Here is a 20513-nt window from a genome sequence, read left to right on the forward strand (position 1 = left end):
GCGCCCCTGGGAGCCGGCCAGGCGGTTCTCAACTACGCGTTTGAAAGCGGCCTGCCGGAGGTGGTGGCAGTGACCCACCCGGCCAACGCCGCGTCGCAGCGGGTGTCCAGAAGGATTGGCCTTGCCCACCGGGGCCAGACCGGCAAGTACTACAACGCCTTGTGCGAGCTGTTCGGGAGCGCAATCCCTTCCGCCTAGCCCGTACCCTTCCAGAGGCGTTTCCACCAGGACCGCTCCAGTTCGGGCTCAGCAGGAGCCTCCACCGCGCGCGCGGTCCGGCGGCTGCGCCAGCGCTCCACTTCCTCCTCCACGTCACGGGTCCTGGTGACCACCGGCGGCCCGCCCTGGAGCTGGCGGCGCGCGTCGATCACGCGCCGGTTGAAATCCTGCAGGATCTCCCGGACCTGCTGCTCGGTGTACTGGACGTCCAGCCTGGTGTCGAGTTCGGCGTCCTCAGTTCGGAGCAGGATGGCCGCCGGACCCAGGCCGCTGATGTTCTCCCGCTGGATCAGCCCCTTCACCCACCAGTCGGGATCGTACGATTCGCCCAGGCCGGGGATCGGCTTGCCCGCGTACTTCAGGTTGTCGAACTTCCCTTGCGCCATGGCGTCGCGGACCAGGTACTCGGCACGGGCGGCATCACTGACTTTCCTGCGCTTCTCCCGCTCCTGTGCGTCGAGGGCATCCAGCGCGGCTTCCTCCTCGGCGCTGATGCCGGCGCCACGGTATGACCGGACTTCGGCCGCACGCTCGAGGCGCTTGCGGAAATCCCCTGCCCCGCCGCTCATTGCCGCCACCGCCTTTCCTTGCCTGGCCCCCATCTTCCAGTATTCAGCGGTGGGCTTGTGCGTTCAACGCCCAAGGTGGACGGACGACGGCGGCGCGTCCCGCCGTCGTCCGCCCACGTGGCGCTGTGGCAAAGGGTGGTTGGTGCGCTGTCAGGCGTTGGCGTGCTCGGCGAGGATGCCGTCCATCTGGCCGACCGCTTCCTTGAGGCCTTCCTCCATGCCCATCTGGATCATCTGCTCGAGTTGTTCCTCGGACTCGAAGGTGGACAGCATGGTCATCCGGGTCCGCTCCCCCAGCGGCTCCAGGGTCACCGTGGCGTGGCTGATGCCGAACTCCCCGGTGGGGTTGCCGTCGCTGTCCGCGAACCCGTCGTCGAACTGCAGCTCCCGCGGGGACGCGATGCTGGTGAACTCCCACCAGCCGTGCGCCTTGTCCCCGTCAGGTCCTGTCATGTAGTAGCTGGCCCGGCCGCCCGGAACGAAGTCGTGCTTGTAGAAAGTGGCGGGATAGGTGGGCGGTCCCCACCAGCGCTCCAGCCGGCGCGGGTCTTCGAAGAGCTGCCAGACGCGCTCCACGCCGGCGTCGAGCTCGGCGACCAGGGTGAGGCTGAGGGCCTCTGGGTTCTTATCCGTACTGATGACTGTCATGGCAATGCCTTCCTAACCTTCAGCGAGAATGTCGGCCATCCGGGCGGCCCGCTGCCGCCAGATCTGTTCATAGTCGTCGAGCAGCCGCCGGGCGTTTTGCAGTCCTTCGTGGTTGCCCCGCACGATCTGCTCCCTTCCACGCTTTTCCTTGGTGACCAGTGAAGCGCGTTCCAACACCGCCACATGTTTTTGGACGGCGGCGAAACTCATGGCGTACAGGGCGGCCAGGCCGGACACGGAGTACTCGCCCACGGTGACCCGGCGGACGATGTCCCGCCGGGTGGAGTCGGCGAATGCCTGGAAGAGGCGGTCCAGTTCGGTCTCGCGCAGCTTTTCTACAACCATTTGGTTGTACGTTAGTCCCGCAGTGACTGCAGGTCAAGGATTTTTTCCTGTCTCCGGCAGCCCGGCGGCGCCTGCCGGTACCTTAAAGCCCATGAGTATTTTCCTTGCCGGGGCCGGCCCGGATCCGCTGGGTTTTCCGGACGTCTTTGACCGGTTTGCGGAGGACATCCGGCGGCATGCCGCGCCGGGCCGGACTGCCCGGATCGCCGTTGCCGTGCATCATCATGGCGGAAGCCTGCAGGAGCTGGTGGAAATCTGCGCAGGGCCCCTCCGGCCCAGGCTTGACTGTGAGGTGGTGCCGGTGCCGCTGGCAGAAGGCAGGACAGCGGATCCCGCTGATTTCAGCGGTGTGGACGGCGTGGTGGTGGGCGGCGGATTGACGCCGGCGTACTGGAAGGGCCTCCGCCCCGCGGGCACCGCGATTTCCGGGCTGGTTGCCGGCGGCGCCCCCTATCTGGGGTTCTCCGCCGGAGCCATGGTGGCACCAGGCCCCGCGCTGATTGGCGGCTGCCGGATCAACGGGGTGGACGTGTGCGGGGAGGAGTGCTCGGAGGGCCTGGATGCAGTCGACGTCCGGGAGGGCCTGGGGCTGGTCCCGTTCACGGTGGACGTCCACGCCGCCCAGGCCGGGACACTGAGCCGCGCGCTGGGCGCCGTGGCGGCAGGCCTGGTGGAATGGGCGGTTGCCATCGACGAGGGCACGGCAGTGGTGCTGGAATCAGTCGGAGACCGGGACTACAAGGTCATTGGCAGCGGCAACTGCTGGGACATCCGCGGAGCAGCCGGCGAGGCGAGAGTGTCCGTGCGGACCGCCGGTTGACCGGACGGGGACCGCTGGTGGACTGCAGGGAGCCGGGGCGCCGGCCTAGGCGTCGAAGTGGGTCTGGATGCTGCTTCCGGACAGCTGTTCAATCAGTTCCTTGGCCACGTCCCGCAGCTTCCGGTTGCGGTTGCTGGAGACCTTGGTGAGGATCTCCACCGCCTCTTCCTGGGAACACCGGTTCTGCGCCATGATGACGCCGCAGGCCAGGTTGATGGCGGTCCTGCTCTCCAGGGCAGCTTCGAGGTCATCCGCCCGGTTCTGCGCAGTGTGGATGCGGACTGAAAGATGCAAGGTGTTGTGGGCAGCGGCGGCGAAACCCGCCGCCTTGTCGTAAACGTCAGCCGTGAACACGCCCGGCCTGGAGGCGAAGAAGTTCAGGGCAGCACTGGCCTCGCTGCTGATTTCCAGTGGCACACCCAGGCTGCTCTGCACGCCCCGGCGCGCCAGTTCCTGGTTGTATTTTGTCCAGCGGGGGTCCCGTGCGACGTCGTCGATCAACACAGGCGCCATCTCCCGCAACGCACGGATACAGGGACCGTCCCCCAGCGCCTGCTCAATGACGTCAAGTTCCAGCGCCCGGGCACTGCTGCCCGCCGCAGTGGTGGGCCGCCGCCGGAGCTTCAGGGTCACCGCGCACTCAATGTCGTCACCGGCAGCTGCGGATACTGCCGCTGCCGCCATTCCCGAGAGACCCGACAGGAACTCCACGGCATTTTCAGCCCCCACCAGGACCTCTTGGAGGTGTTGGACAGTCACATCGTCGGCAGGATTCAGCATGGGGTTCATCTTACGGTCGCCGGGTACCCGCAGGGCAGCGGAGCGGGCATTTACGGGGGCCTAAGCTGAAGTCTCAGGGATCCGCCTGGACTTACCCGCGGTCCGCTGCTGGACGACGACACCCGGCCCGCAGGCGGCCGGGCCGCGCGAATGCAACCGGCCGCCATACCAGAAACACCTCCAAGGGCGTAGTGTCAAACGTAGGAGATTTCGGGATGGCTACAGGATCCGGAGGTTGAATGCACGGGCCGAACGCGCCAAGAGCGGGCGGCCGCCAGCCAGGAAAAGAAATTCTGCCGCAACTATGGATCGAGGCCCGATGGCCGGGAACAATGCGCTGACCACCGCCGGGCCCATGGGACCGCAAGGATGAACGCCGACTGGACCGGGGACCCCGACCAACTACTGGAAGCCGACGAGCAGCGAAGGGACGTTGCCCGGCGTTTCCGCGAGACGCAGATACCGATGCTGAAACTGTGGACGTACTACTACGGCCTCGGCGGCGACGCTGACGAAATGTCATTCGACGCCTACCTCAACGAAGCGCTCCACCTTCCGGCCTCCCAGGTGGGGTTGATCGCCACGGCCATGAGGGAACTGACCGCGGGTGAGGACCAATGACCGGCAGCGAGGAGCAGCCGTTCCGGGAATCCGAGGGATGGCCGCTGGAGGCAGCAGAGCTGTCGCTGCAGCAACTCGTGCTGGAAAGCCCGGACATCAAGGCCTTCCTCACCGAACTGGCGATGCTTGCCAGTACCCGGTTGTCCGTCCCCGGGAACACGATCCACAGCGGCGTCACGGTGCTGCGGCACAAGCGGCCCCAGGCTGTGGCAGCAAGCGACCCTGCGGCATGGGCCCTTGACGAGCTGCAGAACGGATTCGGCCAGGGCCCGTGCCTTACCGCGCTCCGGCAGGGATCCACCCTCCTTGTGCCAGACCTGGCCGGCGAAGACCGCTGGCGCCCCTATGTCAGGACGGCTGCAGAGCACGGCGTGTCCTCGATCCTTGCCGTCCCGCTGGACTTGGCGGGGGAAGCAGAAGCGGTACTGAATCTCTACTCGGGCCGCAGCAACGGGTTCTCCGGGGAGGACGTCGCCACCGTGGAATCGTTCACGGCCCAAGCCGCCAGTTCACTGCGGTTGATCCTGCGGATCTCGCAGCTCCGGGAAGCCAGGAATGACCTCACCGCCGCAATGCAGTCACGCACCGTGATCGACATGGCGGTGGGTGCGACCATGGCCCAAAACCGCTGCGACCGGGATACCGCCTTCAGCATCCTCTCGCACGCCTCAAGCACCAGGAACGTCAAGCTGAGGGAAGTGGCAGCCACCGTCATCACCTCAATCTCCGGAGAACAGAGGATCACCGCCCACTTCGACGAGTAGCTGTAACCCGGATCACACGTGATGAGATTCACTCGCAACAAATGCGTGATTTGGTTGAGTGCGCCCATCCGCCATGGGCACTATGGATAGGCAGGGCCGGAAACATCCGCCCTTGACATCCTGGTGACGCAACGAGGCCCACCGGTGAGCACAGGCCACCGACCCTCCGAGCGCGGACAGGCCATTGCCGGGGACAAAGCCGGCTTGACACAGGAAAGTACTGAACAATGACGTTTAACACTGCCGAATCCGTGACGCTGAAGATCTGGGACCGGACCTCCCTCCACGAGACCCTCGATTCCGCGGTCTCCGACCTCTCCGCGCGCCACAACACCACCACCTGCCGCATCGCCGTCACCTGCAGCGGGCCCAACACCTTCACCTTGAGCGTGCGCGGGAACGAGCCGGCGCTGGCCCTCTAAGCGGCCCACCCGCATAGGGCGTTGACGACGGCGGGCCCCACCCGCCGTCGTCAACGTCCTTTTCCGTCCACGAAACGGGTGACACGACCGCAGATATTTCGGGCGTGAACTGTCCACCCGGACCGGCGTAGCATTCGTCAGGTACACCCAAACGACGGGAAGGGCACATGGCTACCCACCAGAAGGGCACCAAATTCAGGTTCGAGTCGCTGGCACTGCCCGTCATCCAGGCACCCATGGCCGGGGGACCCTCCACCCCACGGCTGGCAGCGGCCGTCAGCGGGGCCGGCGGACTGGGCTTCGTCGCTGCAGGCTACAAGACCGCCGCAACCATGCGCGCCGAGATCGAGGCCGTCAGGGGACAAACGGACAAGCCGTTCGGCGTGAACCTCTTCGTACCCCAGGCGTCCGTCATCAGCCAAGCGTCCCTGCAGCAATACGTAGACTCGCTGGCCCCGGACGCCGAGCGCTTCGGCGTGAGCCTCGGCGCGCCGCGGCATGACGATGACGACTGGGACCAAAAGCTCGAGGCCTTGCTGGACCTGGCACCGGACGTCGTTTCATTCACCTTCGACATCCCGGAAACCAGCGTGGTGGAAGCACTGCAGCACCGCGGAATATACGTCATCGCCACAGTCACGGACCGCGAAGAAGCCCTGCGGGCGCTGGCGGCAGGCGCCGATGCGCTGTGCGTCCAGGGCCCGGAAGCCGGAGGCCACCGCGGAACGTTCAAGCCGGATATGCCTGCTCCCCTGGTGCCCCTCCACGGGATCCTGGGCGCGCTGTCTGATCTGGAGGTGCCCCTTATCGCGGCGGGTGGCATTGCCTCGTCGGAGCACACCCGGGCTGCGCTCGCCGTCGGAGCCGTTGCGGTCCAGGCCGGCACCGCATTCCTCCGCGCTGATGAAGCGGGAACCAAGCCCGCGCACCGGGCTGCCTTGTCGTCGCCGGACCATTTCACCACCACCGCCCTCACCCGTGCCTTCTCCGGCCGCAACGCGCGCGGCCTCTACAACGAGTTCATGCGCCGCCATGACGGCCACGCCCCGTACGGCTACCCGGAGATCCACCACCTCACCACTCCCCTGCGTGCCGCAGCCGCCGCAGCAGGGGAGCCGGAGTGGCTGAACCTGTGGGCCGGCATCAACTACCGGGACACGAAGGAAGGCCCGGCCGTTTCCATCCTGGCGGCCCTTCGTCCGTAAGGCCTGTACCGCCGTCGTCCCCTACCTTAAAGCCCGACGGCGGGCCAGCCCCTTCTGGGAGCCGGCCCGCCGCGCGCGCCGTAAAAGCGGGGGTAGTGCTTTAGAAGGTGGCGGTGTCGATCACGAAGCGGTACCGGACATCCGATGCCAGCACGCGCTCGTAGGCGTCGTTGATCTTCCCAGCCGGGATGACCTCGATCTCGGCGCCCAGGCCGTGCTCGGCGCAGAAGTTGAGCATCTCCTGGGTCTCGCGGATGCCGCCGATCATGGAACCGGCGAAGGAACGGCGTCCGCCGATCAGCGCGAAGGCGTTGACGGGAAGCGGTTCCGCGGGGGCACCCACGTTGACCAGGGCGCCGTCGAGCTTCAGCAGGCCCAGGTAGGAGCTGATGTCGATCGAGGCGCTGACCGTGTTGATGATCAGGTCGAAGGAGCCGGCGAGTTCAGAGAAGGTGTTCTCGTCGCTCGTGGCGAAGTAGTGGTCGGCGCCAAGCTTCAGGCCGTCCTCCTGCTTCTTCAACGACTGCGACAGGACAGTCACCTCGGCACCCATGGCGTGGGCGAGCTTGACGGCCATGTGGCCCAGGCCGCCGAGACCGACGACGGCAACGTTCTTGCCGGGGCCGGCACCCCAGTGCCGCAGCGGTGAGTAGGTGGTGATGCCGGCGCACAGCAGCGGTGCGGCGACGTCGAGGTCGATGCCCTCGGGGATGGTGACGACGAAGTCTTCAGTGACCACAACGTGGGTGGAGTAGCCACCCTGCGTAATGGTGCCGTCGCGGTCAACGGCGCCATAGGTGCCGGTGTTGCCCTTGAGGCAGTACTGCTCCTCGCCCTTCTGGCAGTTGACGCATTCCCGGCAGGAGTTGACCATGCAGCCAACACCAACGCGGTCGCCCACTTTGTGCTTGGTCACCTCGGCCCCCACCTCGGTGACGATGCCGGCAATCTCGTGGCCGGGCACCAGCGGGTACTGCTGCGGGCCCCAGTCACCGCGGACGGTGTGGATGTCCGAGTGGCAGATGCCGGCGAACTTAATGTCGATCAGGACGTCATGAGGGCCCACTTCGCGGCGCTCAATGGTGGTAGCCACCAGGTCCTCCGTGGCGGACGGGGATGCATAAGCCTTGACGGTAGTCATGGTTCTCCTGTGATCTGTTGGGGGGACATATAAATGCTACCGGGGTTGTTCGGAGCAAACCCGGGAAAAGGTGGCACCAAGGTGGCCCTGTTGTGACTGGTCTTGAGAGTCCTACCCTTGGGCCCTTGGGGAAAAGGATGCGCTAGGGGCGCAGGAGCACCTTGATGGCGCGGCGTTCGTCCATGGCCTTGTACGCGTCCGCGGCCTGCTCGAGCGGGAGTTCCAGGTCAAACACTTTTCCAGGATTGATCGTGCCGCTGAGGATCAGGTCGATCAGCTCCGGCAGGTATTGCCGGACCGGAGCCGGGCCGCCGTGCAGGTGCACATGCGAATAGAACAGGTCCCGCCCTGGCAACGCCACATCGTGGGAGACTCCCACAAAGCCCACATGGCCGCCCGCCCTGGTGGCGTGGATGGCCTGCAGCATCGATTCCTGCGTGCCCACGGCTTCCAGGACGGAATGTGCACCGAGGCCACCGGTGAGTTCCTTGATCTTCTTCACGCCCTCGTCCCCGCGCTCCTCCACGATGTCCGTGGCGCCAAACTCGCGTGCCAGCGCCTGCCGGTCCCCGTGCCGGGACATGGCGATGATCCGTTCAGCACCCATCTGCTGCGCTGCGAGGACCCCCAAAAGTCCCACGGCGCCGTCGCCCACTACTGCCACGGTCTTCCCCGGACCCACCTCGGCGGCCTTGGCGGCGAACCATCCTGTCCCCAGGACGTCGGAGGCCGCAAGCAGCGACGGAACCTTGCCGGCGTCGGGCATGCCGGGCGTGGCCACCAGGGTGCCGTCCGCCAGCGGAACGCGCATGTATTCTGCCTGTGCACCGCCCACGCCCTGGCGGTGGACACACGCGCTCTGGTAGCCGGAGCGGCAGATTTTGCAGGTGTTGTCGGAGGCAAAGAATGACCCGACGACGAACTGGCCCGGCCGGACATTCCTGACCCCCGCACCGACCTCCTCGACGATTCCCACGTACTCGTGGCCCATCGGCGCGGGCTTGGAGATTTTGTCGGCGCCGCGGTAGGGCCACAGGTCCGACCCGCAGACGCAGGCGGCAACGAGTTTGATGACCGCATCCGTGGGCTGCCGGACGGCTGGTTTGTCGCGATCCTCGACCCGGACGTCTCCGGGCGCGTGCATGATGGTTGCGCGCATGCTGGGTCCTCCACATGGTGAAACGGCTGAAAGGGACATTCCCATCAAACCCGGCCCAGGCATCGTTGGCGAGGGCCCTGCTGTAACTGGTTCCGGCAGAACCTCCTTAGGGTCCTGCCATCCGTCGTAACGTGTTCCCTATGGATAACCGAGCCGAGGTACGGCAGTTCCTGTCTTCACGCCGTGGGCGGATTACCCCCGAGCAGGCGGGCATCGAACCCTATGGCGGCCGCCGCCGCGTACCGGGGCTCCGGCGGGAGGAAGTGGCGCGGCTGGCCGGCGTCAGCGTGGACTACTACACGCGGCTGGAACGGGGAAACCTGCACGGTGTTTCTGACAGCGTCCTGGATGCCATCGCCGGTGCCTTGGAACTGGACCGCGCCGAACATGACCACCTCTATGACCTGGCCCGGGCAGCCAACACCTCGGGCCGCAAGCGGGCTGCGGGCGCCGGCGGCTCCGCCCCGTCCAAGGTCCGGCCGGAGCTGCAGTACCTGCTGGACGCCATCACGGAGGCGCCGGCCTTCATCGGCAACAACCGCCTGGACATCGTGGCCGCCAACACCCTGGGCTATGCCCTGTATTCGGACATGTACCGCACTCCGTCACGGCCGGCCAACCACTCCCGGTTCATCTTCCTGGACCCCCGCGCCCACAACTTCTACACGGACTGGGAACGGGCGGCCAACACCAACGTGGCCATCCTGCGGCGGGAGGCCGGCCGCAATCCCCATGACAAGGGCATCGCCGAGCTGATCGGGGAACTGTCCATGCGCAGCGACGAATTCCGCACGCTGTGGGCAGCCCACAACGTCCGCCGCCACTACGCCGGCACCAAGTTCTTCCAGCATCCCGTGGTGGGACTCCTCGAGCTGAACTACCAGGTGCTGGGCCTGGAAGAGGACCCGGGGCATACCCTCACCGTCTATCCCGCCACCCCCGGCAGCCCGTCCGCGGAAGCCCTCAAGCTCCTGGCCTCCTGGGCCGTCACCGAGAACATCGTGGAAACGGCGCAGGCGACGGTGGGCGGCTAGGAACAACGCCGGCTATTGAACGTTCGACGGCGGCCCGGGCGGCGCAGCGTCCGCCCGCCGCCGGCCTGCGAGTTCGCCGAAGCGTTCGACGGCGTCCTGGGCAGTGCGGTACAGGGCCGGGTCGGACCAGGGTGCCCGCGCCCAGGCGTTCACGGCGGCGAGGGCCTCGGCCAGCAGCTGGGCGGGATGTTCCCTTGGGAATCCTTGCGCCAGGATGGACCTCCGGTCTGCTTCCAAGGTGTCCGCCATGGTCCGCGTGCTGACCCGCTGCCAAACATCAGGGATGGCGTCGACGTCGAGCAGCCGCTCACGGAGCGGCCAGTTACCGATGAAACGGGCCACCCAGGCCTGGTGCCGCTGCTTATAGTCCTTGATGAACTTCCGCCTCTTCCACTTCGGGTAGGCGCCCAGCACGACGAGGCACGGGACGAGGACTGCCAGCGCTGTCAACACCCAGCCGGCTTGTCCGGCGTCCCCGTCCTGGACCGCATCCTTGTAGAGTCCCAGCATCACTCCCGCAGTGATGCACCCCAGGATCCAAGTGGCGTGCAGGACAATGGTCCGGCGTTCCTGTTTCCTGGAAGGCTGGAGTGACGGCGCCGGCTCCGCGGCAACGGCAGACTCAGCCTCGGTCAGGCCGGCGTTCAGGAGTCTGCTGGTACCTGCACCCGGCATTCCTGATTTATCCGGCACGTCCACATAGACAGGCGGAAGGCCCGTCCGATCCTGCGCAACCTGATTGGCAAGCTCACCCATGTTCCCCCATCAACCCACTCATGACCCGCCTTCAGAGTCTACGGTTAGGCGGGCTCCGGGCGGGTAGTCCTTAGACTGGCCAATAAACGTTGAATGCAGGACTATACGAAGGAGCGAACGAATGGCGAATGTAGTTGTAGTAGGTGTGGATGCCAGCCCGTCCGCACGGAAGGCCGCAGAAGTGGCGCTGGACCTGGCGGAGTCACTGGGAGCGTCCCTCCATGTAGTGACCGCCTTTGAGATCGAGAACGCCGAAACCTTTGGGGTGGGCTCGGACAAGGTACGGATCTCCAACGCGGACAGCTCGGAGATGGTGGCAAAGTCCTTGGGCGCATCGCGGCCGGGAGTGGAGATCACCCACTTCGCCGCCCGCGGCAAGCCGGCTGATTCGCTGATCAAGGAAGCCATCCGCCTGGACGCCCGGGTGATCGTGGTGGGCAACCGCAGGATGCGCGGCATCGGCCGGCTCCTGGGCAGCGTTGCCAACAGCGTGGCGCACAACGCCCCGTGCGACGTCTACATCGCGAACACCTACGAGGACTAAGCTGCCACGAAAGAAGGTGGGCGGACGACGGCGGGACCTCCCGCCGTCGTCCGCCCACCGTCGTTAGGGGTGCTCAGGCCCCGTATTCCTCATCGGTGACGTGCTGGAGCCAGGTGACCACCTGCCCGTTTTCGTCCGCTTCCTGCATGGCGACGTGGGCCATGAACCGCTCCGGTGTTGCCCCGTGCCAGTGCTCCTCCCCCGGCTCGATGTAGACCACGTCGCCGGGACGGATTTCCTGGACCTGCCCGCCGCGCCGCGCCACCAGTCCAATGCCGTCCGTGACGTACAGGGTCTGGCCCTTGGGATGGTGGTGCCAGGCGGTGCGGGCACCGGGGGCGAAGCGGACGTGGGCGCACCCGACCGCCGACTGTTCATCGGGGTTGCGGATGCCGTCAATCTGCACGGTGCCGGTGAACCATTCCTTCGGTCCGGCTCCTGTCTGGCCGCCGCTCTTGGTGTACTTCATGTTCTCCTCCTGTTATTTCGGCTAATTGGAAAATCTGTTGGTCGGTCAGGCGGTCCGGCTTGTGATCCGTGCCGTCACGAACGCCAGGACCGACGAGACCGCGAGGACAGCGGCGGCCACCATGAAGGCGCCGCCGTGGCCGGCTGAGTCGAACAGGACGCCGCCCAGCGTTGATCCGACAGCGATCGAGGTCTGGACGACGGCCACCATCAGGCCCCCACCTCCCTCGGCGTCGTGGGGCATGGCCTCTGCGATCCAGCTCCACCAGCCCACCGGGGCGGCCGTGGACAGCAGCCCCCAAACACCCAGGAGGACCATCACGACGGCGAGCCAGCCGCCGGTGGGGACCAGGGCGGCGGCGATGACCGCCATAAGCGCCGGGATGGTGACCAGCGTCCGGTACAGGCCCTTCCCCAGGAACCGGCCAATCAGCATGGTGCCCGCAAACCCTGCCACACCCATCACCAGCAATACGAGCGACACCGTGGCCACCTCCACGCCGGTCACCCGCTCCAGGAACGGACGGACGTAAGTGAACAGGACGAACTGGCCCATGAAGAAGGTGCCGCAGGCGGCCATCCCCCAGGCGACAGCCGGGCTCTTGAATGCGGCGAAAATTCCGAGGACGTTTCCGGACGCCCGCTTTTCCACTGGCATGGAAGGAAGGCTGATCCACTGCCAGACCAGGGCGAGCAACGCCACCGGAACCAGGCAGAAGAACGCTCCACGCCACCCGATGAATGAGCCCAGGTAGCTGCCCAGCGGCGCAGCCAGCACGGTGGCCAGGGCGTTGCCGCCATTAAAGACCGCCAGGGCGCGCGGCACCTGGTGGGCCGGCACCAGCCGCATGGCGGTGGCCGCGGACATGGACCAGAAACCGCCGATGACCACGCCAATGAGGGCACGGCCGACCATGAAGAGCAGGTATCCCGGGGCCATCGCGACCAGGGCACCGGAAACAGCCATCACCGTGGTCAGGCCCAGCAGCAGGGTCTTGCGGTTCATGCTGCCGGCCAGCGTGGACACCGACAGGCTGGTGGCGACGGCGAAAAGGCCGGAGATCGCGATGCCCTGCCCCACCATCCCCTCGGAAACCCGGAGTTCGGCGGCCATCGGGGTGAGCAGGCTGACCGGCATGAATTCGGAGGCGATCAGGGCGAAGACGCACAGGGACATCGCGAAGACGCCTCCCCAGTGCGCGTGGTGCTGCACGCCGGGTTTTTGGGGCGCACGGGTGCTGGTGACAGTTGTTTCGGGGGCCATGCCTTCCATCAAACCGTGCTCACCGAGCCCTGGCGAGGGCCCTGCTGAAACCGGTTTTGGCAGACCCCCTTTAGGGCAAGACTGCCGTGGAACTACGCAGTGGTTCCTTGCCGCTGCATAGTTTGCGGGCTCTTCCGCAGGTCTTTTTCAAGTTCTGCCAGGCAGTAGTCCTTGAACCAGTGCCTGATGCGCACCGGCAGCATGGGGTAGGCCACCGCAAGGATGCGCCATGTCAGGTCGAAGCGTCGCTGGTGGCGGTCGCTCCACACGAGGCCGAAGTCCTTCCGCAACTGCTCCGGGAGGAGCCCGGCGGTGAGGAACCTCGCAGAAGGCATGATGGCGCGGTACCAGAGTGCGGTGTGCTTGGGGAACAGCAGGCCGCGCCCCACGCGCACGCCTTCTTCCTCGGCACGGAGGGTGGAAAGCTGCTCATCCCAGTAGCGGCTGAACGCCGCCCGGTCCTTCGGCCACATGTCCGGTGGAAGCTGCAGGGCGGTGCCGATCCGTGCGTAGTCCCGGTACAGTGCGTCGGCCGCCTCGTCACCGAGCGGGCCGCGGATCTTCTCGACGATGGTCAGCGCCGTGTCATAGAGCGTTGCTGCCACCCAGAGCTGCAGCGCCGGATCGAAGGCGTTGTAACCGGCGGACGGTTCGCCCGCCGTGCGGCGTACCGGAACGTGCGCGCGGTTCACCCGGCGCCGGACTTCCTTGACCTGCTCCTCAGTTCCGTACACGATGCCGTAGACGTACGTGAGAGTGCCCTTGAGGCGGTTTACCGGGCGTTGGGTGAACGTGCTGTGCGCCGCCACGCCGCGGCCGATCGCAGGGTTGGCAAGCTGCAGCAGAATGGCCCGTCCTGCCCCGGCGAGCAGGATGCCTTCAGCCCGGAAATCGGCCTCTCCCTGCACCATGTGAACAGGGTACCCGAGCGGCCGAACCACAGGACGGGCCCTTTGGCCCGTTGTGCCCGGGCGGAGGAGTGCCGCAGGACCTGTCCTGCCTCCTCCCCCGCCCGGGTGTGGGCGTTAGCGCTCCAGGAGGGACACGTCCCGGACGGCACCCTTGTCCGCGGAGGTGGCCATGGCGGCGTAGGCGCGCAGGGCAGCGGACACCTGGCGGTCCCGGTCCTTGGGCTTGTACCCGCCGTTGACCAGCAGTTTCTCGCGGCGCTCGGCGAGGATCTCGTCGGAAACTTCCAACTCCATGGAGCGCTGCGAGATGTTGATGCTGATGACGTCACCGTCCTCCACCAGGGCGATCGCACCACCTGACGCAGCCTCTGGGGAGATGTGGCCGATCGACAGGCCGGAGGTACCGCCGGAGAAGCGGCCGTCCGTGATGAGCGCGCACTTCTTGCCCAGGCCGCGGCCCTTGAGGAAGGACGTGGGGTAGAGCATCTCCTGCATGCCCGGACCGCCCTTGGGGCCTTCGTAGCGGATCACCACCACGTCACCCTCCTTGACCTGCTTGTTCAGGATCTTCTCCACGGCTTCGTCCTGGGATTCGCACACCACAGCCGGGCCGGAGAAGGTCCAGATGGATTCGTCCACGCCGGCGGTCTTCACCACGGCGCCGTCCACGGCAATGTTGCCGCGCAGCACGGCCAGGCCGCCGTCCTTGGAGTAGGCGTGCTCCACGGAGCGGATGCAGCCCTCTGCGGCGTCGGTGTCCAGGGAGGTCCATTCGTTCGACTGCGAGAACGCGGTGGAAGAGCGGACGCCGCCGGGGGCCGCGTGCCACAGGGCTTTGGCTTCCTCGGTGGCCTTGCCGCCGCGGATGTCCCAGTCGTCCAGCCAGCCGTCCAGGTCGGCGGAGTGCACGGAGTGGACGTCCTTGTGCAGCAGACCGCCGCGGTTCAGCTCGCCCAGCAGGGCGGGGATGCCGCCGGCGCGGTGCACGTCCTCCATGTAGTAGGTCTTGTCCTTGGCAACGTTCGGGGCCACCTTGGCCAGGCAGGGCACCTGGCGTGATTTGGCGTCCATCTCTGCCAGGCCGTAGTCCACGCCCGCCTCCTGGGCAGCGGCGAGCAGGTGCAGGATGGTGTTGGTGGAGCCGCCCATGGAGATGTCCAGGGCCATGGCGTTGTCGAAGGCCTTGGCGGTGGCGATGGAGCGCGGCAGCACGGAGTCGTCGTCGCCGTCGTAATAGCGCTTCACCAGCTCGACGACGGTGGCGCCCGCTTTCTCGTACAGCGCCTTGCGTGCGGTGTGGGTGGCCAGTACGGAGCCGTTGCCCGGCAGGGAAAGGCCGATGGCCTCGGTGAGGCAGTTCATGGAATTGGCGGTGAACATGCCGGAGCAGGAGCCGCAGGTGGGGCAGGCGTTCTCTTCGATGAGGTTGATGTCCGCGTCGGAGATGGACTCGTCCACGGCGTCGGCGATCGCGTTGACCAGGTCCAGGGAGCGCACGGAGCCGTCGGTCAGGGTCACGCGGCCGGCCTCCATGGGGCCGCCGGAGACAAAGACTACGGGGATGTTCAGGCGCAGCGCCGCCATGAGCATGCCCGGGGTGATCTTGTCGCAGTTGGAAATGCACACCAGAGCGTCGGCGCAGTGGGCGTTGACCATGTACTCCACGGAGTCAGCGATCAGGTCGCGGGACGGCAGCGAGTAGAGCATGCCGGAGTGGCCCATGGCGATGCCGTCATCCACGGCGATGGTGTTGAACTCGCGCGGCACGGCGCCGGCGGCGAGGATCGCGTCGGAGACGATCCGGCCCACGGGGGCAAGGTGGGTGTGGCCGGGGACGAATTCGGTGAAGGAGTTGGCCACGGCAATGATCGGCTTGCCGATGTCTGAATTGGCGACGCCGGAGGCGCGCAGCAGTGCGCGGGCGCCGGCCATGTTGCGGCCATGGGTGACTGTTTTAGAGCGGAGTGCAGGCATACTTACCATCCTCTTGCCTGGGCGACGCGGACGGAAGACAGCGCTGCTACTAGTAGTGGGAGTACCAGAGTAATAGTATTTCCCGGTGAGTGATCCCGGGCGCCGAAAAGAACTTGGCCTGTTCCTGAGGGCCCGCCGCGACCAGGCGCTGCGGGCCGACTACGGCCTGCCGCCCGTCGGCCGCACCCGTGAACGGGGGCTCCGCCGCGAGGAGGTGGCGTTCCTTTCCGGCGTCAGCGTCACCTGGTACACGTGGCTGGAGCAGGGCCGGGATATCAGCCCGTCCCGGCAGGTCCTCGAGGCCATCAGCCGCGCACTGCATCTCTCCAGCACCGGCCTGGGCTACGTTCTGTCACTGGGCGGATACGCCTCCGCAGCTCCCGCCGGGCCGGCAGCCGATACCGCCCCGCCCCACATCCAGCGCCTGCTGGATGCCCTGGACCCCAACCCGTCCTTCGCCCTGTTCCCGGACTGGGGCGTGGCCGGGTGGAACAAGGCCTACGCGGCGCTGTATCCCAATATCGCCACCGTGCCGGCGGCAGACCGGAACCTGCTGTGGTTGGTGTTCACCGACCCCTACGTCCGGAACCTGCTTCCGGACTGGGACACCACCAGCAAGCGCTTCCTTGCAGAGTTCCGGGCCGAAACCGGGCAGCGGCTGGGCGATCCGGACATTCAGTACCAGGTGGAGCGGCTCAAGGAAGCGAGCCCGGAGTTCCGGCAGGGCTGGGACCTGTACGACATCCTGGGTTTCGAGTCCCGCGAGCGCCTTTTCCACCATCCCGCCGTCGGGGTGCTCCAGCTGGAACACCACCAGGTGTCCCCGTCGGACCGCCCGGACCTGCACATCGTGGTGTACACACCGGCCCCGGGGAGCGACGCCGCAGCGCAGATGAAGTCCCTGCTGTCCGTGGCTGGCTAGGCTTCGTCCGCACCGAGGTAGGCGAGCGCGGCCGCCGCCTGGGCCCGGGTGGCCATGCGGAGGGTAGGGTCAACGGCGGGCAGGAACGACGGCGAGTGGTTGGCAGGGATATCGGCGTCCACCGTGCCATTCGCCACGGCCCGCCGGTAGGTTTCCGGGGGCACGGACCCGACGATCCAGTAGACGTACGGGATGCCGAATGCGTCAGGGATGCGGCTGAAGTCCTCTGACGCCGTCTGCGGGGCGGTGCGGTAGACAGCGTCCGCTCCGAAGGTCCTGGTGAAGGCTGCAGTGACCCGGGCGTTGGCCTCCGCATCGTTGCTGGTCAGCGGGTACTGGTCGTAATACTCGAACTCCGGTTCCTGCGGCGAACCGGCGGCTGCGCACTCGCCCCGTACTATCCGCTCGATGGCGGCCATCATGGCGGCCCGGACGGCAAGGTCGTATGTGCGGAGGTTGAGCAGCAGCTCCGCCCGGTCCGGGATGATGTTGGCCGTGGCTCCGGCGCTCACCGAGCCAACAGTCAGCACTGCGAACTCCCCCGGAATCGTTTCGCGGGACACCACAGTCTGCAGGCGGAGGACGATCGAGGCGGCCAGCACCACCGGATCCACGGACTTGTGCGGCATGGAGCCGTGGGCGCCGCGGCCGTGGACGGTAATCCGTACAGAGTCGCCGGCCGAGAGCACCGGACCCGGCGTGGTGCCGATAGTTCCCGCCTCGGTGGGCATGACGTGCTGGGCCAGTGCGACGTCCGGCCGCGGGATTCCGCCGGCCAGGCCGTCGTCGAGCATTGCCTGCGAGCCTGCCGCCGTCTCCTCTGCCGGCTGGAACAGGGCGGTGTAGGTTCCCCGCCAGGCATCCCGGTAATCTGCCAGGTACTTCGCCGCGCCGAGCAGGGCCACCACGTGCATGTCGTGCGCGCACGCGTGCATCACCCCTGGGACGGCGGAGGAGTAGCTTGCCCCGGTTGCCTCGGTGACCGGGAGGGCGTCCATGTCGGCCCGGGCCAGGACGCCCGGGCCGGGTCCGTTGGCAAGGACGCCCACCACACCGGTGCCGCCAAAATGCCGCACATCGAAACCCCAACCCGCCAGCTTCGCCGCAACGGCTTCCGAGGTCTGGTGTTCGGCGAGGCCGAGTTCCGGATTCCGGTGGAGCTGTTCGTAGAGCGGAACCTGCCAGTCGAGCTCCTGCTCGATTCCGTCCGTTGCGTTGTTCATAAGTCCCATCGAAGCTCCTCCCGGCCGGTGGCGCCGGCCTTTCCGGCCACCATAGGCGGCACCGCGGATGGTGTCCATGGGCAACCAAAAGCGGCCGGCGGCGGGAAATCCCGCCGCCGGCCGCTAATTGCCCACGGACGCTAGGCCAGCACCCCCTGCCGCACGACGGCCGGCTTGAACTGTGCACCCGCGCCCGGGAATACCGGCACCTCGATCCGCGCGTGGGTGTGGACCTCGGTGACCGTGGCCTGGGTGTGCCGGGCAATGTTCTCCATGGTGGTCACCCACATGCCGTCCATTGCCTTCACCCGCTCCATCAGCTGCTCCAGCGCTACAGCCTTGGACGGCCGGCCGGAAATGAACGGGTGGTTGGTGAGGACGAAGCAGCTGCCCTGGGAGTGGTGGGCCTGGGCTTCGAGGGTCCACATTTCCAGGACCTTGGCCGGGCTCTCGATCACGCCGCTGCCTGTAACGCCGGGGTAGAAGGCGTACTGCTCCCAATCGTCAAGGGTCCAGTCCACGGGAATCTCCACGATGTCCCGGGGATCGTCCGCGGCGACAGCGAAGCGGTAGGGTGCGTCGCCGTCGAGCAGGCTCGAATCGTAGAGGAACCCGCGGTCCGCCAGGAGGCCCGGCGAGTGCCAGTTGAGCTCCCACCACGGAGCCCGGTACCCCACGGGCCGGACACCTGCGACTTTGGCCAGTGCCTCCAGGCCACGGTCGATGTAGCTGGCCTCGGTGGCGGCGTCGATGCCCTGCATGGGTTCGTGCAGGTAGCCGTGGTGGGCCACCTCGTGGCCGCCGTCCACGATCTGCCGGACCACGTCGGGGTAGGACTCGGCGGTGAAGCCGGGGATGAAGAAGGTGGCCTGGATGTCCTGGCGGGCCAGGATGGCCAGGAGCCGCGGGACCGCGATCTTGGGACCATAGGACTGGTGGCTCATCAACGACATGCGCCGGGTGCCGGCGGGATCGTGGGCGATGGTGCAGGACTCGGCGTCCACGTCGAAGGTGAAGGACGCTGCGGCCTTGAAGCCCTCGGGCCAGGTGATGGGGTGCAGGGCGTCCGAGATGGCGGGCTTGTTCACGGGAAATCCTTTCGGCGGGCGCTGGGCGCCCGCCAGGTTCTTCGGGGTGGTGAGCTTAGAGGGCGGGAAGAGCGGGCGTGCTCTCCGGGCTCCCTGCTTCCGGAGCGGTCGCGCCAGGGGTGGCGTCCACCTTCTGCGTGGTGCGCGGCTCAAGTGCGAGGTAGCGGATGTGCTGCCGCGGGCCGAGGATGGCGTACACCCCGGCGCTGGTCAGGCCGCCGGCCAGCCAGGACAGGTCCCAGCCGCCCAGGGCCACGGCGATGGGGCCCTGCATGATGGGGATCAGGCCGTACATGAACAGCCACGTAGCGAAGATCCCAGCCACGAGGGAGATGACCCCGGCAAAGTTGACCACCGGCAGCCGCTTGGTGCCCACGCCGTCGAACAGACGGTCGGTGCCGCCCGGCCAGCGCTTCTCCAGCCAGAAGTAGTGCACCAGCATGATGCCGCCCCAGGCGGCCACCCATGCCACCAGGCCGATCAGCCAGGCGTCGAGTACCGCTGCGAAGTCCTCCTGGAAGATGAAGAAGACGACGGCGCCGAGCGAGAAGACGCCCACGAACAGGTTGAGTTTGCGGCGGCTGATGGAGATGTCCAGGGCCTGGGTGGCCACGGAGAAGGTGTAGATGTTCAGGATGTTGGTGGCGATGGGGCCGTGGAGCACCATGAGCAGTACGGGCAGCGCCATGGCGCCGAAGTTCATGACAATCAGCTTGCCGGGATCGATCTCGCCGCTGTTGGTGGCCAGGCTGGCGCCCAGGACGCCGAGCCACACCACGGGGATGAACTGGCCCAGTACCGAAGCGAGGTAGACCTTCTTCTTGGGGACGCTGGTGCTGACGAACCGGGAGTAGTCCGCGGCGTAGGTGAACCAGGTGATGCCCCAGCCAATGCCGATGGCGGTCATCACGGCGCTCATGGCCGCGATGCGCTCGGAACCTTCCAGGACGGCGCCGGCAGGACCGGCGTAGCTCCAGTTGATGTCCATGCCGAACCATGCCACCGCGGACATGACGGCCAGGATGAGGATGGTGGGCGGTACGGTCCATTTTTCGAAGGCGGCGATGGCCTTGTAGCCGAACCAGGCAATGGCAACCTGGAGGGCCATGATGAAGGTCGCAACGCCGATCTTCCAGGCGTAGTTGGGGGCTTCCGGGTCAACCCAGCCAAGGGTCCCGAAGAGCGCCATGACCAGGTCCAGGATGATCCAGGTGTTCACCGCGCACCAGCCGATGACCAGCAGGGCCTGGATGGCGGCCGGCAGGTAGTTGCCGCGCCGTCCGAATGCCGCCCGGGCCAGGACCATGCCGGTGGCTCCGGTCTTCTGGCCCAGGAGGACGAAGCAGCCAAAGAGCAGCATGCCGATCAGGTTGCCCAGCACCAGGACGGTTATGGTGTCCGCGAGTCCGAGTCCCAGCTGGATACCGAGTGCCCCCAGCACCCAGTTGATGGGTGCCAGGTTGGCGCCCGCCCAGATCCAGAACTGGCCGGATACCTTGCGTGTGCGTGCTGATTCGGGGATGGGCTGCAGCCAGGCTTCATGGTCCACGGCGCTGTGGTCCTGTGTGGCCTGGTCAGGTTGGCCGTGCGTGGCTGTTGAAAGCTTTTCTTGCATGGGGGCCTCCGTGAGGTGGAT

23 protein-coding genes are annotated in these 20513 nt (G+C 66.7%); 9 read left to right on the forward strand and 14 right to left on the reverse strand.

Annotated features, from left to right (window positions below):
• Nucleotides 1-6: 6 nt before the first annotated feature.
• Complete coding sequence (locus VIK36_RS18720; RefSeq protein ID WP_324645317.1) at nucleotides 7-198, forward strand: GNAT family N-acetyltransferase; 192 nt, start codon at nucleotides 7-9, stop codon at nucleotides 196-198.
• Here the strand turns inward: VIK36_RS18720 and VIK36_RS18725 are convergent.
• From VIK36_RS18725 to VIK36_RS18735, 3 genes are all read right to left on the reverse strand, one after another.
• Nucleotides 195-788, reverse strand: a complete 594-nt coding sequence (locus tag VIK36_RS18725; RefSeq protein ID WP_255175666.1) for a DUF1992 domain-containing protein — start codon at nucleotides 786-788, stop codon at nucleotides 195-197. The genes VIK36_RS18720 and VIK36_RS18725 overlap by 4 nt on opposite strands.
• A 150-nt stretch (nucleotides 789-938) precedes the next feature.
• Nucleotides 939-1436 (reverse strand): SRPBCC domain-containing protein, encoded by a 498-nt coding sequence (locus VIK36_RS18730; RefSeq protein ID WP_324643174.1) that lies wholly within the window; start codon nucleotides 1434-1436, stop codon nucleotides 939-941.
• Nucleotides 1437-1448: 12 nt separating this feature from the next.
• Nucleotides 1449-1781 carry an ArsR/SmtB family transcription factor gene (locus tag VIK36_RS18735; RefSeq protein ID WP_255173325.1) on the reverse strand — a complete coding sequence of 111 codons (333 nt, stop codon included), beginning with the start codon at nucleotides 1779-1781 and terminating at the stop codon, nucleotides 1449-1451.
• A gap of 91 nt (nucleotides 1782-1872) precedes the next feature.
• Here VIK36_RS18735 and VIK36_RS18740 point away from each other — a divergent pair, with 91 nt between their 5' ends.
• Nucleotides 1873-2601 carry a Type 1 glutamine amidotransferase-like domain-containing protein gene (locus VIK36_RS18740; RefSeq protein ID WP_324643175.1) on the forward strand — a complete coding sequence of 243 codons (729 nt, stop codon included), beginning with the start codon at nucleotides 1873-1875 and terminating at the stop codon, nucleotides 2599-2601.
• Between the two features lie 45 nt (nucleotides 2602-2646).
• Here VIK36_RS18740 and VIK36_RS18745 read toward each other — a convergent pair whose 3' ends face one another.
• A complete protein-coding gene (locus VIK36_RS18745) occupies nucleotides 2647-3381 on the reverse strand; it encodes a GAF and ANTAR domain-containing protein (RefSeq protein ID WP_255173327.1) in 735 nt (244 codons plus the stop codon).
• A 369-nt stretch (nucleotides 3382-3750) separates the two neighbouring features.
• On the opposite strand from VIK36_RS18745, the gene VIK36_RS18750 reads away from it, so the two are divergent.
• The 4 genes from VIK36_RS18750 to VIK36_RS18765 all read left to right on the forward strand — a co-directional run bounded on the left by VIK36_RS18750 (nucleotide 3751) and on the right by VIK36_RS18765 (nucleotide 6393).
• Nucleotides 3751-4002 carry a hypothetical protein gene (locus VIK36_RS18750; protein WP_324643176.1) on the forward strand — a complete coding sequence of 84 codons (252 nt, stop codon included), beginning with the start codon at nucleotides 3751-3753 and terminating at the stop codon, nucleotides 4000-4002.
• Nucleotides 3999-4766 carry a GAF and ANTAR domain-containing protein gene (locus VIK36_RS18755; RefSeq protein WP_324643178.1) on the forward strand — a complete coding sequence of 256 codons (768 nt, stop codon included), beginning with the start codon at nucleotides 3999-4001 and terminating at the stop codon, nucleotides 4764-4766. The genes VIK36_RS18750 and VIK36_RS18755 overlap by 4 nt, the downstream gene beginning before the upstream one ends.
• A 227-nt stretch (nucleotides 4767-4993) precedes the next feature.
• Nucleotides 4994-5188, forward strand: a complete 195-nt coding sequence (locus tag VIK36_RS18760; RefSeq protein ID WP_159630557.1) for a hypothetical protein — start codon at nucleotides 4994-4996, stop codon at nucleotides 5186-5188.
• 167 nt (nucleotides 5189-5355) lie between these two features.
• Nucleotides 5356-6393, forward strand: coding sequence for a nitronate monooxygenase (locus VIK36_RS18765; protein ID WP_324643180.1), 1038 nt, complete (start codon nucleotides 5356-5358; stop codon nucleotides 6391-6393).
• Between the two features lie 100 nt (nucleotides 6394-6493).
• Here VIK36_RS18765 and VIK36_RS18770 read toward each other — a convergent pair whose 3' ends face one another.
• A complete protein-coding gene (locus VIK36_RS18770; RefSeq protein WP_255173331.1) occupies nucleotides 6494-7534 on the reverse strand; it encodes an NAD(P)-dependent alcohol dehydrogenase in 1041 nt (346 codons plus the stop codon).
• A gap of 142 nt (nucleotides 7535-7676) precedes the next feature.
• Complete coding sequence (locus VIK36_RS18775) at nucleotides 7677-8693, reverse strand: zinc-dependent alcohol dehydrogenase family protein (RefSeq protein WP_324643182.1); 1017 nt, start codon at nucleotides 8691-8693, stop codon at nucleotides 7677-7679.
• A 140-nt stretch (nucleotides 8694-8833) separates the two neighbouring features.
• Here VIK36_RS18775 and VIK36_RS18780 point away from each other — a divergent pair, with 140 nt between their 5' ends.
• Nucleotides 8834-9727: a helix-turn-helix transcriptional regulator gene (locus VIK36_RS18780; protein WP_324643183.1), complete on the forward strand. Its 894-nt coding sequence runs from the start codon at nucleotides 8834-8836 to the stop codon at nucleotides 9725-9727.
• A 12-nt stretch (nucleotides 9728-9739) separates the two neighbouring features.
• Here the strand turns inward: VIK36_RS18780 and VIK36_RS18785 are convergent, their stop codons facing one another.
• The gene (locus tag VIK36_RS18785) at nucleotides 9740-10402 is read right to left on the reverse strand and encodes a hypothetical protein (protein ID WP_324643184.1); all 663 of its coding nucleotides are present in this window, start codon (nucleotides 10400-10402) and stop codon (nucleotides 9740-9742) included.
• Nucleotides 10403-10604: 202 nt separating this feature from the next.
• Between VIK36_RS18785 and VIK36_RS18790 the strand changes: the two genes are divergently transcribed.
• Nucleotides 10605-11027: a universal stress protein gene (locus VIK36_RS18790; protein WP_324643185.1), complete on the forward strand. Its 423-nt coding sequence runs from the start codon at nucleotides 10605-10607 to the stop codon at nucleotides 11025-11027.
• 73 nt (nucleotides 11028-11100) lie between these two features.
• On the opposite strand, the gene VIK36_RS18795 is transcribed toward VIK36_RS18790, so the two are convergent.
• The 4 genes from VIK36_RS18795 to ilvD form a co-directional block, all read right to left on the reverse strand.
• Complete coding sequence (locus VIK36_RS18795) at nucleotides 11101-11496, reverse strand: cupin domain-containing protein (RefSeq protein ID WP_255173336.1); 396 nt, start codon at nucleotides 11494-11496, stop codon at nucleotides 11101-11103.
• 45 nt (nucleotides 11497-11541) lie between these two features.
• Nucleotides 11542-12759 (reverse strand): MFS transporter, encoded by a 1218-nt coding sequence (locus VIK36_RS18800; protein ID WP_324643187.1) that lies wholly within the window; start codon nucleotides 12757-12759, stop codon nucleotides 11542-11544.
• A 92-nt stretch (nucleotides 12760-12851) separates the two neighbouring features.
• Nucleotides 12852-13670 carry an oxygenase MpaB family protein gene (locus VIK36_RS18805; RefSeq protein WP_324643188.1) on the reverse strand — a complete coding sequence of 273 codons (819 nt, stop codon included), beginning with the start codon at nucleotides 13668-13670 and terminating at the stop codon, nucleotides 12852-12854.
• 114 nt (nucleotides 13671-13784) lie between these two features.
• Nucleotides 13785-15644, reverse strand: coding sequence for a dihydroxy-acid dehydratase (gene ilvD, locus VIK36_RS18810; RefSeq protein WP_324643189.1), 1860 nt, complete (start codon nucleotides 15642-15644; stop codon nucleotides 13785-13787).
• A gap of 85 nt (nucleotides 15645-15729) precedes the next feature.
• On the opposite strand from ilvD, the gene VIK36_RS18815 reads away from it, so the two are divergent.
• Entirely contained in the window at nucleotides 15730-16566 is an 837-nt protein-coding gene (locus VIK36_RS18815) for a helix-turn-helix transcriptional regulator (protein WP_255173340.1), read from the forward strand.
• Here the strand turns inward: VIK36_RS18815 and VIK36_RS18820 are convergent.
• The 3 genes from VIK36_RS18820 to VIK36_RS18830 form a co-directional block, all read right to left on the reverse strand.
• Nucleotides 16563-17798 (reverse strand): amidohydrolase, encoded by a 1236-nt coding sequence (locus tag VIK36_RS18820; protein WP_324643191.1) that lies wholly within the window; start codon nucleotides 17796-17798, stop codon nucleotides 16563-16565. The two genes, VIK36_RS18815 and VIK36_RS18820, sit on opposite strands and share 4 nt — an antisense overlap.
• Nucleotides 17799-17929: 131 nt before the next feature.
• Nucleotides 17930-18877, reverse strand: a complete 948-nt coding sequence (locus tag VIK36_RS18825) for a polysaccharide deacetylase (RefSeq protein WP_324643192.1) — start codon at nucleotides 18875-18877, stop codon at nucleotides 17930-17932.
• 55 nt (nucleotides 18878-18932) lie between these two features.
• On the reverse strand, nucleotides 18933-20492 hold the full coding sequence (locus tag VIK36_RS18830) for a purine-cytosine permease family protein (RefSeq protein ID WP_255173343.1): 1560 nt from the start codon (nucleotides 20490-20492) through the stop codon (nucleotides 18933-18935).
• Between the last annotated feature and the right edge of the window lie 21 nt (nucleotides 20493-20513).

Origin of the sequence: Pseudarthrobacter sp. LT1 (assembly GCF_035621795.1) — a bacterium.
Taxonomy (GTDB): domain Bacteria; phylum Actinomycetota; class Actinomycetes; order Actinomycetales; family Micrococcaceae; genus Arthrobacter.